Origin of the sequence: Arthrobacter pascens, from assembly GCF_017052465.1 — a bacterium.
In the GTDB taxonomy this organism is placed as follows: domain Bacteria; phylum Actinomycetota; class Actinomycetes; order Actinomycetales; family Micrococcaceae; genus Arthrobacter; species Arthrobacter pascens.
Genome location: NZ_JAFHKT010000121.1, coordinates 47974 through 60526, shown reverse-complemented (window position 1 = coordinate 60526; position 12553 = coordinate 47974). Strand labels below are relative to the sequence as shown.

Genomic DNA, 12553 nt, shown 5'->3' with positions numbered 1-12553 from the left:
CACAACGCTCTGGCCGGGACGATTGTGGTGTGCTGAACTGTGTGGCATGGCAACTCACAAGATCGGATACTTCGTTGGCAGCCTGGCCACCGGATCAATCAACCGCACGCTGTCCAAAGCACTCATCAAGCTCGCGCCGGAGGACCTTGAGTTCACGGAGATCCCCATCAGGGATCTGCCGTTGTACAGCTACGACTACGACGCCGACTTCCCGCCGGCGGGGCGGGCCCTGAAAGACGCCATCGAGGCCTCCGACGGGATCCTCTTCGTGTCTCCCGAATACAACCGTTCCATCCCGGGAGCGCTGAAGAACGCCATCGATTGGGGCTCACGGCCCTGGGGCACCAACTCGTTCGCCCGCAAGCCCACCGGCATCATCGGGGCGTCGCCGGGCAGCATCGGCACCGCAGTGATGCAGTCCTCCATGCGGGCCGTGCTGTCCTTCCTCGACGCACCGCAGCTCAACGCCCCGGAGGCCTACGTTAAGTTCAAGCCGGACGTTTTCGGGGCCGACGGCGAGATCACGGACGAGTCCACCGCCGCATTCCTCCGCCATTACATGGAGGAGTACTGCGCGTTCGTCCAACGGGTCCTGGCCGCCAACGCACCCGGCCACATCGGCGACCCGGTGCCCGACGCCCAAAAGCTGTCCCGCTAAGCCGGGCTGGCGTCTGCGGCGCGGCAGCCGCCCAGGGCCCTGTATTTCTCCAGCCGGCGGGGCAGCAGGTCGCTGGTCCTGGCGGACGCAAGGGTCGCCAGCTCGTACTCAATGGCGTGCCCCAGGCGCTGGCAGAATGCCTTGCCCTCGAACGCGGCGTCGGGGCGTTCGTCCACGATGTGCTCCACCATGCCGTGGGTGTACAGCGATGCCACGTTGACGCCCTGCGCCTCGGACATGGCCGGGGCAAAGTCGGTGCTGCGGTGCACGATGGCGCTGGCGCCTTCGGGCGGCAGCGGCGAGAGCCAGGCGTGCTGCGCCGCGATGGTCCGGTCGGCCGGCAGCAGGGCCAGCGCCCCGCCGCCTGCTCCCTGGCCGAGCAGCACGGACACTGTGGGGGAGTTGAGGCCGATCAGGTCGTGCAGGGAACGGGCGATTTCGCCGGCCAGGCCGCCTTCCTCGGCTTCCTTGGAGAGGGCTGCGCCGCCGGTGTCGATGACGGTCAGCAGCGGCAGGCCGAGCTCTTCGGCGAGGCGCATGCCGCGGCGGGCTTCCCGGAGGGAGGCCGGTCCCATGGCAGTCTGCTGTGAGGGCCGCGGCCTGGTGTGGCCAATGACGACGCAGGACTTCTGGCCGAAGCGGGCGAGTGCCAGCAGCAGCCCCGGGTCCTTTTCCCCCTGGCCCGTGCCGTTGAGCGGGAGCACGTCCCGGGCGCCGTAGGCGAGCAGCTGCCGCAGGTCCGGGCGGCGCGGGTTGCGGGAGATTTCGATTGATTCCCAGGCGCCGGCGTCGGACGGTCTCACAGACAGCGTCCGTGGCGGACGGACGCGCGGGTGCGGGCCGGTGACCAGAATGCCCAGGGCGCGGTCGATGACGTCGGACAGCTGCCAGGGCGGGACCACCGCGTCGATAAGCCCCTTGTCGAAGAGGTTCTCTGCCACCTGGACATTCTCCGGAAAAGGGGTGCCGTAGAGCGCGTCGTAGACCCGCGGCCCGAGGAATCCGAGGAGCGCGCCGGGCTCGGCCACGGTGATGTGTCCGAGGGAGCCCCACGAGGCCATGACGCCGCCCGTGGTGGGATGCCTGAGGTAAACGAGGTAGGGCAGGCCGGCCTGCCGGTGCGCCCGGACGGCAGCGCTGATCTTCACCATGGACAGGAACGCGACGGTGCCCTCCTGCATCCGCGTGCCGCCCGACGCCGGTCCGGCCAGGAGGGGAAGCCCCTCCCGGGTGGCGCGTTCGACGGCGGCCACGATCCGTTCCGCCGCGGCGAGCCCGATGGACCCGGCCAGGAAACGGAACTCGCTGACGATGACGGCCACCCGGCGGCCGCGGATGAGGCCCTCGCCGGTCAGGACGGATTCGTCCACGCCGGTCTTCGACCGGGCCGCAGCCAGCTCCTGCCGGTACTCGGGACTCGGATCCGGGTCAACCACCGGGGTGTCCCAGCTGCGGTAGGAGCCGGGATCGAGCACGGCGGCAATGAGTTCGGTGGCGTCCAGGTGCCTGACTTTCAGGTCCGCAGGCATGGTCATCGGCCCTCTCCGGCGGCGGACGCGTCGGCTGGCACCAGGCCGAGCCACTGCCGGATCTGCTCTCCGTCCTGGTCCAGCAGCGGCGGCGCGGTGTGGGTTTTGAGTGTGGTTTCTGCGGTGTCGGCGGGGCTGAAGAAGCGCAGCGGCGGGCCGGGCAGGCTCACGTTGCCGAGGATCTTGTGGTCGACGTCGATCACCAGGCCCTGCGAATGAACCTGTTCCCAGGCATAGACTTCGTCCAAGGTCCGGACTTTGCCGGCCGGGATCCCGGCTTCGTTCAGCCTGGCGAGCAGGGGTTCGGCGTCGTAACCGGCGAACGCGCGCTCCACTTCTTCGATGACCTGTTCCCTGTTGCGCACCCGCTCCGCGTTCGTGGCGAACGCGGGACGCGACGCATCGATTCCGAACGCCGCGGCGAACGTGGTCCACAGCTTCTCGCTGCCCACACTGATCTGGACCCGGCCCTGCCGGCAGTGGAAGAGCCCGTAGGGCGCGATGGACGGGTGGTGGTTGCCCTGCGCCTTGGGCGTTTCGCCGGCCACGGTGGCCCGGGTGCCCTGGAAGGCGTGCACGCCAATCAGTGCCGCGAGCAGGGAGGTACGCACGATCTGCCCCTGCCCCGTCCGTTCCCGCTGCAGCAGTGCGGCGAGCGTGCCGAAGGCCCCGTACATGCCGGAGAGCAGGTCCGCGATGGGCACTCCCACGCGCTGGGGGTCGTCCGGCCCGGATCCGGTCAGGGACATCAGTCCGGCTTCGCCCTGGAGGATCTGGTCATATCCGCTGCGCCGGGATTCGGGCCCGTCGTGGCCGAAGCCGGTGATGGACAGGACCACGAGCGCCGGGTTCAGCGCGTGCATCTCTGCGGCAGAGAACCCAAGCCGGTCCAGTACGCCGGGACGGAAGTTTTCGATCACGACGTCGGCGCGCTCCAGCAGTTCGCGGAGCACTGTCCGCCCGTCGTCGCTCTTCAGGTCAAGGGCGATGGATTCCTTGTTGCGGTTGCAGGACAGGAAGTACGTGGCCTGGGGGTCGTCCTCGGGGCCGACGAACGGAGGCCCCCAGCCGCGTGTGTCGTCGCCGGTGCCGGGGTTCTCGACCTTGATGACCCGGGCGCCGAGGTCCGCCAGCATCATGCCGGCGTGCGGGCCGGCGAGGGCGCGGCTCAGGTCCACTACGAGGTAGCCGGTGAGGGGGCCTTCAGCCCGGGGTGTGGATTCAAAGCTCATGGGGATATTCCTTTTCTTGCGCGAGGGGAGGCTGTTGGCGATGTCCCGGCTACATCCAGCCCGGGACCACCATGACCAGCCAGGCGATGGCGGGCCCGGCGGCGACGACGATGCCGCTGTAGGCCAGGATCTGCTTGTAGAACTTGTCCTTGTCCACGTCCTCGGGGGCGTTGGCCAGCACCAGTGCGCCGTTGGTGCTGAACGGGGAGACGTCCACGATCGTGGAGGCGACGGCCAGCGCCGCGATGACGCCGACGGCGCCGATTTCACCGCTGGCCAGGAACGGAACGGCCAGCGGAATGAGGGCCGCCAGGATGGCGGTGGACGAGGCGAAGGCAGAGACCACGGCGCCGATGTAGCAGATCAGCAGCGCGGCCAGCAGGGGCATGCCGAGGTGCGCCACGCCGTCGGACACGAACTTGATGGTGCCGGCTTCCTCAAGGACGCCCACGAAGGTGAGCATGCCGCAGATGAGCAGGACCGTGGACCAGCTGATCTTGTTGATGGCACCCTTCTGGGCGGCCGGCGAGACGAGGGCCAAGACGATGGCAATGGTGATGGAGACGAAGCCGACGTCAACCTTGAATCCCAGCGAGATGACGGCGAGCGCGATGAGGCCCGCAATGGTCACCAGCTGCGCAACGTTGGCGCGCGCACGGCTGCCGTCGGACGAGCCTCCCGCCGGTGAGGAACCGGGCGTTTCCTTGCCGGCCGTGCCGGAGGGAGTGCTGTCAGGGCTGCAGTCCCGCAGGGTGGCGCCGGCCGCTCGGGCGCCAACGCTGACGGCCATGCGGGACTCTGCAGCCTGCTCCACGAGCCGGCCGGTCCTGGTGCTGAGCAGTTTGCTGCCGCCCAGGACGATGAACAGCACCACGGCGATGGCGAGGTTGAAGATAAAGCTCGCGAGGAAGATGGCCATCGGGCTGGCATCCAGCTCCGTCTTGGCGATGATGCCGTTGACCGTGACGCCGTAGACGGCGATCGGGGAGAATCCGCCGGCCTGGGCGCCGTGGATGACCATCATGCCCATCATCAGCGGATTGATTTTGTGCTTGGCGGCGAAGCTCAGCGCGATCGGCGCAATGATGGCGACGGCGGCGGGAGACAATGCCCCGACGGCCGTGATGACGGCGGTGATGGCGAACATGACCCAGGGGATGAGGGCCACTTTGCTGCCCACGAGCCGCACGGCGCCGCGGACCAGCAGGTCGATGGTGCCGTTGTTCTGGGCGATGGCGAAGAGATACGTAACCCCGACGATGGTCAGGAACAGGCCGCCGGGAAAACTGGCAAGAATGTCGCTGGTGGACATGCCGAGGACCACGGAGCCCAGCAGGAATGCACCCACGAAAGCCAAGGCGCCCATGTTCAGGGGCAGCACCGTGGCCAGCAGGAACATCACCGCCAGGATGATGATGGACAGGACGGGAGCGGACATCGTTGTTCCTCCGGATTGAGAGATTTGTGTGATGTGGGTTACTGGCTCACTGGCCTAGCCTCCTAGACACTAGGTGACTTTGTCAATACTCCTCCGCTAAGCTGGACCGAGGACGTCGCCGGAAGGATGCGCATGCCCAAGAAGTCAGCAACGCAACAGATATCCCGCGTCTCGCGGCCCCGGCTCTATGAGCAGCTCGTGGAGCAGCTCATGGAGTTCATAGAGTCCGCGCAGCTCGGGCCCGGAGACACCCTTCCTGCGGAGCGGGACCTGGCCGAGCGGCTGGGCGTCTCGAGGGCCACACTGGCCCAGGCGCTGGTTGCCCTCGAGGTCCTCGGCGTGATCGATGTCCAGCACGGCACCGGCGCGGTGCTGGTGTACCGGCCCAACGTTCCGTCGGTGCTCAAGGGCCTGCGCGAACACCGCAGCCGGCTGCCGGAAATCGTCGAAGCGCGCAGCACGCTTGAGGTCAAGCTTGCAGAGCTCGCCGCCGCCCGGCGCACCGAGGCGGACATGAAGGCGATCGACAAGGCGCTGGACGCCATGGCGGAAGAGGTGGCCTCGGGAGCCAAGGGAGCGCACGGCGACGAACAGTTCCACCAGGCCGTCACCACAGCGGCCCACTCCGCGGTCCTGGCCCAACTCATGACCTTCATTGCGGGGATGATCCTGGAGACGCGCCTCGAATCCCTGGGCCAGCCCGGCCGGCCGGAACAGTCGCTGGCCTCGCACCGGAAGATCGCCGAGGCCATCCGAGCCCAGGATCCCACTGCCGCCGCGGCGGCGATGCTGGAGCACATCACCCTCGTCTCCGACGTCGCACTGCTGAAGTAGGACCATGAAACCTTTTCTGCTGCTCGCATCGCGCGCTGAAGACGCCGCGGCGGAGGACGAGTACGAGGCCTACCTGCGCTACGGGGGGCTGGATGAAAGCCAGCTGCGACGGATCAGGATGGAGCAGGCGCCGCTGCCGGACCTTGCGCTGGAAGACTATTCGGGAATCATCGTGGGCGGCAGCCCGTTCACGTCGAGCGATCCTCCCGAAAAGAAGTCTGAAGCCCAGCACCGGGTGGAGCGCGAACTGTCCGCGCTGCTGGATCGGATCGTGGCGGCGGACTACCCGTTTCTGGGCGCCTGCTACGGCGTCGGCACGCTTGGCCGACACCAGGGTGCCATCATCGACAGGACCTACGGGGAGCAGCTGGGTGGCGTGACCATCAGCCTGAGTCCCGAGGGCCTGCAGGATCCGCTGCTGGCAGGCATGCCCGCGGAGTTCACGGCCTTCACGGGCCATAAGGAAGCGTGCACCGTGCCACCCCCGCACGCCGTGCTGCTGGCGAGCTCGGCGGCTTGCCCGGTGCACATGTTCCGGATCAAGCAGAACCTCTATGCCACCCAGTTCCACCCCGAGCTGGACGCCGAAGGCCTGGTCACCAGGATCGACATCTACCGCCACGCCGGATATTTCCCGCCGGAGTCCGCCGAGGAACTGATGGCGGCGGCCAGGACCTTCACCGCGACGGAGCCCATGAAGATCCTGCGGAACTTCATCAAGATCTACGGCCGGTAGCCGCGGCTTCCTGGCCATTGACTTCGGCCGGGCGAGGACTACGGTTGTACTACTTCAACATGGATCTGTTGATGCGCGTGCGCTGAGGGGGGAGCCGCAGAGTGTGGATTGTTGCACAGCCAGGCCACGGCCGGCGATCCACATTCCCTCAGCTCGTCTCCGTTCCGGAGCCTCCACAATTCAAGGTCTCAACCTAGTCCCAGGCAGCGTCCAATGACCGCTAATTTCGTATCAGCTTTCTCCGTAAAATCCTTCGACGTGCCGGATAAGAAGAGGTATCCGGCCAAGGCGGAGGTGGATCTCGTCAGCGTGAACGACTACTCCGTCGCCCGTCTGATCCTCGCTCCCGGCTGGCAATGGTCCGAGTGCTCCAAGCCCACGGAACAGACGGAGTTCTGCCAGCACAACCACCTCGGGTTCTGCATCTCCGGAACGCTGGAGATCGCCACGCCGGACGGCCTCAAATCCACCATCCGTGCCAACGACACCTACGCGATTCCGCCGGGCCATGACGAATGGGTGCTGGGTTCCGAGCCCTTCGTCGCCGTGGAATTCCTCGGTGCGGCATCGTTCGGCCGGCCGTCCAGCCGCGGACAGCACGCACGCATGTGAACATCGGCGCATAGCCACGACCGCAGGGAGCGGGGCGGCCGTCCCCAAGGTTTTCCCACCGTTCAGCGCCTAGAGTCGGTTTTGTAGCAGCCGGCTGTATCTGGTGGGGAGGCCGGGCACGGACTGCTCGGCCCGCTGGGGGCCGTGCAGTCCGTGTTGCGTTGCCTCCGCTGTCAGTGGGTGTCCTCGGGGCGTGTCCTCGAGGCAAGGCGGCCGGTCCAACGAAGGAGTCGCTGCCATGACCATTGTCGACAACGCGGTGTACGTGGCAGGCCGCCGGACGGCGGATCCGGAAGGCCTTGAGGAGACGTACTTCCTGCTGCGGCAGCGGCAGGGAATGGCCTGGATCGGACTTTACCGGCCGGACGCGCGAGAGCTGCGTTCCGTGGCCGATGAGTTTGACCTCAGCCCGCTCGCAGTCGAGGACGCCCTGAGCGGACACCAGCGGGCGAAGCTGGAGCACTACGGCGACACCCTGTTCATGGTCCTGCGCCCCGCCCGGTACCTGGACGACGTGGAAAAGGTGGAATTCGGCGAAATCCATATCTTCATCGGGCCGGACTTCGTGGTCACCGTCCGGCACGCCGAATCACCGGATCTCGCCAGGGTGCGCCGGCGGATGGAATCCGAGCCTGAGTTTCTCGCCCTGGGTCCGGACGCCGTGCTGTACGCCATCCTTGACCAGGTGGTGGACGAATATGAACCGGTCGCCACTGGCCTGGAGAACGATATCGATGAAATCGAGGATGACCTCTTCGGCGCCGATCCGGACGTGTCCCGGCGGATCTATGAACTCTCCCGCCAGGTGATCACCGTCCAGCGCGCCACCGGGCCGCTGGCGGGAATCCTTCAGGCACTGATGGCAGGAACGCCGGACCATCACCCGGGCCCCGACCTGCAAGATCACCTGAGGGATGTTCTTGACCACGTCCTGCGGTTGAACGAGCGCATCGCGTCCTTCCGTGCCCTGCTCCAGAACGCGCTCGCTGTCAACGCTGCCCTGGTCGCGCAGCGGCAGAACGACGAAATGCGCCGTCTCACTGAGTCCAGCTTCGCCCAGAGCGAGCAAGTCAAAAGGATCTCGGCCTGGGCGGCCATCCTCTTCGCCCCGACCCTCATCGGCACTATCTACGGCATGAACTTCCGGACCATGCCTGAACTCGACTGGGTGTTCGGATACCCCATGGCCGTCAGCCTCATGGTGGGCATGGGACTGGCCCTCTACATCACCTTCAAACGCAACAACTGGATCTAGCCGGCAGGAGCACGTTACGGGGCGGCCTGCCTTCGGTCTCCGGCGGCCAAAAGCGCAGGATTGTGCCGGATTTTCCCCGGTTTATGCCCAAGATCCCGAGGATCACCGAAGCTTTGAGACACCTCCGGCCACCAGCCAGAAAAGCAAAAATACACTGGATCAAACAGCCGTTGATTCTCTCCCGCCGGACCTACTCCTCCAAGGAAGCCCAAAATTCGCCCTCCGCTTTCTGCCCGCCCTGCCCTGGCCGCTCTGCTCCTCACGGCTCTCGCTGTGACGGCCACGGGGACCCCAGCCGGAACCGCGGCCACTCCGGAGGCCGGCTCCACTTCGAACCCCAACGCCGCGGCACCCCAGTCCGGCACGGTCCGCTACCTGGTGCGCTATGCGTCCGGGACAGATGTGGCACATGAGGCCCGGAGCCTGCGCTCGCGGAACATCGCCGTCGGCCGCACATTCTCGAAAGCGCTGCGCGGCGCCGCGGTGACGGCGACGCCCGCCCAGGCCGCGGAGCTGAGGCGCTCCGCGCACGTGGCGGCGGTCGAAATCGACGCCCCCGTGAAGGCCGCCGAAACTCAGCAGGCGGCACCGTGGGGCCTGGACCGCATCGACCAGCGCGCCCTGCCCCTGTCCGGGTCCTACACCTCTGCCGCTGCCGGCGCCGGCGTGAACGCCTATGTGGTCGACTCCGGTGTCCTCGCTGCGCACACGGAGTTCGCGGGCCGGGTCGCCGCGGGATGGACGGCCGTGGCTGACGGCCGCGGAACAGGGGACTGCAACGGCCACGGAACGCACGTGGCCGGGACCGTCGCGGGCAAAACCTACGGCGTTGCCAAGGCGGCCACGGTGATTCCCGTGCGCGTCCTGGACTGCACAGGCTCCGGCTTCAACTCCGATGTCATCGCCGGGCTCGAGTGGGTGGCCTCCCACCACCAGGCCGGAACACCGGCCGTGGCCAACCTCAGCCTCGGCGGCACCGCCAGCGCCATGGTGGATGCGGCAGTGCAGGGCCTGATCAACGACGGAGTCACGGTGGCCGCAGCGGCGGGCAACTCCGCCGTCGATTCCTGCAGCAGTTCCCCGGCCCGGGTGCCGGACGCGCTGACGGTCGCCGCGAGTGACGCCTCGGACCGGCAGGCGGCCTTTTCCAACTTCGGCGCCTGCGTTGACCTGTACGCGCCGGGTGTGGCAATCACCTCCGCCAGCATCGCCTCGACCACCGCGACGGCTTCCATGAGCGGAACGTCCATGGCCACTCCGCACGTGGCCGGCGCGGCGGCTGCCGTTCTGTCGCGCTCTCCTGAACTGAGTCCCGCAGCGGTGGCATCCCGGCTGCTCTCCGGCGCAACGCCCGCAGTTATCGCGGCTGCCGGTGCAGGCACACCGAACCGACTGCTGTTCTCGGACCCGTCGGCGGGCACACTCTCCGCCCCGACGGTCTCCGCCCGTACGCCGGCCGCCAATGCCACCGCAATCGCTGTGGCGAGTCCGGTGACTGCCACCTTCAGCAGGGCGGTTCAGGGCGTCAGCGGCGCCACCTTTTTCCTGAAAAACCAGGCCGGGGCGGTGGTCACCGCGACAGTTACCTACGACGCGACGTCCCGGATGGCCACACTGCGTCCGTCAACGGTCCTGGCAGCGTCGCAGAAGTACACCGCAACGCTGACGGGCGGCGCTTCCGCCATCCGCGACACGGCGGGCACGCCCCTGGGCTCCGAGAGCTGGGGCTTCACCACCGCGGCGGCCCCTACGGTCACGGCGCGGACTCCGGGGGCCGGCAGCACCGGCGTTGCCGTCGGAAGCAACATCACCGCCACCTTCGGCACGGCCGTCCAGGGAGTCACCGGCAGCAGTTTCCTGCTGAAAAGCGCCAGCGGGCGGGTCATTCCCGCGGCCGTCACGTACAGCGCAACCACGCGGACGGCAACGCTTGATCCGGCAGTCAATCTACTGAGTGACACGAAATACACCGCCACCCTCATCGGCGGCACGGCAGCCATCCGGGACGCGGCAGGCACTCCGTTGACGGGTACCAGCTGGACATTCACCACCGGCCCGGCGCCGGTCATTACTAGCGTGACCCCGCGGCCCGGGGCAGCGCTGGTGCGGCGGGCCAACGACATCGCGGTGACCTTCAGCGAGGCCGTCCAGGGTGCGGGCACGGGCTCGATCTTCATGAAGAACACCGCTACGGGCGCGACGGTGGCCGCGACGGTGTCCCGTTACGGAACCACCAACCAGTGGATCCTGAACCCGTCGGCCACGCTGGCCGCCAAGACCAGCTACACAGTGACCGTCACCGGAGGGCCGGCAGCCATCCGGGACCTCGCCGGCAACAGCCTGACGACGTACAGCTGGACCTTCACCACCGGGTCGTTCTAAAGCCACCACACATGAACGCAGAACGACGGCGGCACCGCGGTGCCGCCGTCGCTGCTGCTTTAGCTAGTTATGGCTGTCGGTTAATAGCCTCCGTGGAAGCGGATCGTCAGGGTCTCGCTCTTGTCAACGTCTGAACTCCTGGACCACTTGCCCTTGCCGTCCTTGTCCTTGTCAAAGGTGATCTTCACGACATGAAGTACCTTCACGCGATCTTCTTTGCGGTCCTGGTCGACACGGGCCTTGGTGCTCTCGTGTACAACGTCGTTCTTGTGGACCCGGACGTCACCGTCCCGGTACTTGATGCGGTCGTAGCCGTGCTTCGTTTCCTTCACAATCCACTGCTGCCAATGCACCTTGACATTCTTGTCGCACTTGATCTTGAAGGAGAAGTCCACCCTGGCGAACTTGTGGTAACCCTCTTTGTGGATCTTGATGAGGTCCGGTTTCTTGGCTTCAACCCAACAATTGACCCGTTCGGAATGCGATGGTGCGGCGCTGGCCGGGCCAGCCAAGGCAACTGGACCTGCGACGAGGCCCAGGGAAAAAGTTGAGACCAGTGCGAGCTTGGCTGCGAGGGGGCGCCGGGTTGGTGAGGTGATGGTCATTGTTTTGCTCCTGCATAGCGATGCGCGTGTTATCTGGGTCGGGCAGCACTAGCCGATCACGTGGCGCGTGGAGACCTATCAACCACTTCTGCCGCATTATGATCGTCCGCCTGCTTCAACAGGCGGGCTCGGAGCCGGATTCATTTTCAAGGCAAGTCCTTGGATCCGGTAATTCCAAGGTTACCCCCGTAAGTGAATGTGAGCGATTGTTTTGGGCGAATTGTAACCATTAGGGGTTGCCTGGGAGGGACGGACTGACGGCGGGAACCCGCCGTCGTCCGCCACGTCCGGACGCTACTTGTTCAGGAAGCTGAGCAGCGCCTTATTGACCTCATCGGCGTGCGTCCAGAGGAGGCCGTGCGGAGCGCCCTCGATTTCCACATATTCCGCGTCCGGGAGGGCCTTGGTGAACTCCCGGCCGGTGGCATCGATCGGCAGGATGTTGTCCGCGGTGCCGTGGAGGATCAGCGTGGGAACGTCGATCTTGGGGATGTCGGCGCGGAAGTCGGTGAGCCAAGTGGGCTGGGCTGCCACCGAGGCAAAGGCGCCCGCATTGGCGGCAAGATTCCAGCTTGCCCTGACAGACTCCTCACTGAGACGCGGCGTTCCCAGGAACGTGTCGCTGTTGTAGAAGTTCTTGAAGAACTCGGTGAAGAAGGCGTAGCGGTCCGCTGTGACCGCCTCGGTCAGGCCGTCGAACACTGACTGGGGGACTCCGGTGGGGTTGTCGTCGGCCTGCAGGAGGTACGGTTCCAGCGATCCGAGGAAGGCGGCCTTGGATACGCGTGCCGAGCCGAACGTTGAGAGGTAGCGGGCAACCTCGCCCGTGCCCATGGAGAAGCCGACCAGCACAGTGTCGTTCAGGTCGAGCCTGGTGAGGAGGGTGTTGAGGTCGGCTGCGAACGTGTCGTACTCGTAACCGGTGGTGGGCTTGCTGGACTTCCCGAAGCCGCGGCGGTCATAGGTGATGACGCGGTAGCCGGCGTCAAGCAGGGCGGCGGTCTGCTTCTCCCAAGAGGAACCGTCCAGCGGGTAGCCGTGGATCAGAACGACAGCCTGGCCGGTTCCGTGGTCTTCGTAGTAGAGCTCGATGTCGGTGCTGTTTTCCTGTCCAACGGTGATGTAAGCCATGTCAGCATTCCCTTCGGTCTCATGAGAACGGACGTCCTCAAGCGCTGATACCAACTTATCCGGCCTGGCCGCCGGCCGGGATGCGCGTGCGGCCTGTTCGCGGACGGCTTGTCGCCGGCCTGTTCGCGGAGGAATGGCAGT

General features: G+C 66.4%; 11 protein-coding genes. 6 read left to right on the top strand and 5 right to left on the bottom strand.

The window, feature by feature from the left end:
• The first annotated feature begins 46 nt into the window (after window positions 1-46).
• Window positions 47-658: an NADPH-dependent FMN reductase gene (locus JYA52_RS07115; protein WP_205652489.1), complete on the top strand. Its 612-nt coding sequence runs from the start codon at window positions 47-49 to the stop codon at window positions 656-658.
• Here JYA52_RS07115 and JYA52_RS07110 read toward each other — a convergent pair.
• Genes JYA52_RS07110 through JYA52_RS07100 form a run of 3 tightly spaced genes read right to left on the bottom strand, consistent with a single transcriptional unit; the run spans window position 655 to window position 4857 of the window.
• A complete protein-coding gene (locus JYA52_RS07110; protein WP_205652567.1) occupies window positions 655-2187 on the bottom strand; it encodes a carboxyl transferase domain-containing protein in 1533 nt (510 codons plus the stop codon). The two genes, JYA52_RS07115 and JYA52_RS07110, sit on opposite strands and share 4 nt — an antisense overlap.
• Window positions 2188-2189: 2 nt before the next feature.
• Complete coding sequence (locus JYA52_RS07105) at window positions 2190-3419, bottom strand: CaiB/BaiF CoA transferase family protein (RefSeq protein WP_205652488.1); 1230 nt, start codon at window positions 3417-3419, stop codon at window positions 2190-2192.
• Between the two features lie 49 nt (window positions 3420-3468).
• Window positions 3469-4857, bottom strand: coding sequence for an SLC13 family permease (locus JYA52_RS07100; protein WP_205652487.1), 1389 nt, complete (start codon window positions 4855-4857; stop codon window positions 3469-3471).
• Window positions 4858-4989: 132 nt separating this feature from the next.
• Between JYA52_RS07100 and JYA52_RS07095 the strand changes: the two genes are divergently transcribed.
• From JYA52_RS07095 to JYA52_RS07075, 5 genes are all read left to right on the top strand, one after another.
• A complete protein-coding gene (locus tag JYA52_RS07095; RefSeq protein WP_205652486.1) occupies window positions 4990-5691 on the top strand; it encodes a FadR/GntR family transcriptional regulator in 702 nt (233 codons plus the stop codon).
• 4 nt (window positions 5692-5695) lie between these two features.
• The gene (locus JYA52_RS07090) at window positions 5696-6427 is read left to right on the top strand and encodes a glutamine amidotransferase (RefSeq protein WP_205652485.1); all 732 of its coding nucleotides are present in this window, start codon (window positions 5696-5698) and stop codon (window positions 6425-6427) included.
• 213 nt (window positions 6428-6640) lie between these two features.
• Complete coding sequence (locus tag JYA52_RS07085) at window positions 6641-7039, top strand: cupin domain-containing protein (protein ID WP_205652484.1); 399 nt, start codon at window positions 6641-6643, stop codon at window positions 7037-7039.
• Window positions 7040-7277: 238 nt separating this feature from the next.
• On the top strand, window positions 7278-8294 hold the full coding sequence (locus JYA52_RS07080; protein WP_205652483.1) for a magnesium and cobalt transport protein CorA: 1017 nt from the start codon (window positions 7278-7280) through the stop codon (window positions 8292-8294).
• 273 nt (window positions 8295-8567) lie between these two features.
• On the top strand, window positions 8568-10676 hold the full coding sequence (locus JYA52_RS07075) for an Ig-like domain-containing protein (RefSeq protein WP_307869330.1): 2109 nt from the start codon (window positions 8568-8570) through the stop codon (window positions 10674-10676).
• Window positions 10677-10756: 80 nt separating this feature from the next.
• Here the strand turns inward: JYA52_RS07075 and JYA52_RS07070 are convergent, their stop codons facing one another.
• Together JYA52_RS07070 and JYA52_RS07065 are read right to left on the bottom strand one after the other, a co-directional pair.
• Window positions 10757-11281, bottom strand: a complete 525-nt coding sequence (locus JYA52_RS07070) for a hypothetical protein (protein WP_205652482.1) — start codon at window positions 11279-11281, stop codon at window positions 10757-10759.
• Between the two features lie 294 nt (window positions 11282-11575).
• Entirely contained in the window at window positions 11576-12412 is an 837-nt protein-coding gene (locus JYA52_RS07065) for an alpha/beta fold hydrolase (protein WP_205652481.1), read from the bottom strand.
• Window positions 12413-12553: the final 141 nt, after the last annotated feature.

What these genes read in the sequence shown, in the direction of transcription:
- JYA52_RS07090 (WP_205652485.1), top strand. Translation starts at nt 5,696, where the DNA reads ATGAAACCTTTTCTGCTGCTCGCATCGCGCGCTGAAGACGCCGCGGCG.
- JYA52_RS07110 (WP_205652567.1), bottom strand. Translation starts at nt 2,187, where the DNA reads ATGCCTGCGGACCTGAAAGTCAGGCACCTGGACGCCACCGAACTCATT.
- JYA52_RS07095 (WP_205652486.1), top strand. Translation starts at nt 4,990, where the DNA reads ATGCCCAAGAAGTCAGCAACGCAACAGATATCCCGCGTCTCGCGGCCC.
- JYA52_RS07100 (WP_205652487.1), bottom strand. Translation starts at nt 4,857, where the DNA reads ATGTCCGCTCCCGTCCTGTCCATCATCATCCTGGCGGTGATGTTCCTG.
- JYA52_RS07065 (WP_205652481.1), bottom strand. Translation starts at nt 12,412, where the DNA reads ATGGCTTACATCACCGTTGGACAGGAAAACAGCACCGACATCGAGCTC.
- JYA52_RS07080 (WP_205652483.1), top strand. Translation starts at nt 7,278, where the DNA reads ATGACCATTGTCGACAACGCGGTGTACGTGGCAGGCCGCCGGACGGCG.
- JYA52_RS07115 (WP_205652489.1), top strand. Translation starts at nt 47, where the DNA reads ATGGCAACTCACAAGATCGGATACTTCGTTGGCAGCCTGGCCACCGGA.
- JYA52_RS07085 (WP_205652484.1), top strand. Translation starts at nt 6,641, where the DNA reads ATGACCGCTAATTTCGTATCAGCTTTCTCCGTAAAATCCTTCGACGTG.
- JYA52_RS07070 (WP_205652482.1), bottom strand. Translation starts at nt 11,281, where the DNA reads ATGACCATCACCTCACCAACCCGGCGCCCCCTCGCAGCCAAGCTCGCA.
- JYA52_RS07105 (WP_205652488.1), bottom strand. Translation starts at nt 3,419, where the DNA reads ATGAGCTTTGAATCCACACCCCGGGCTGAAGGCCCCCTCACCGGCTAC.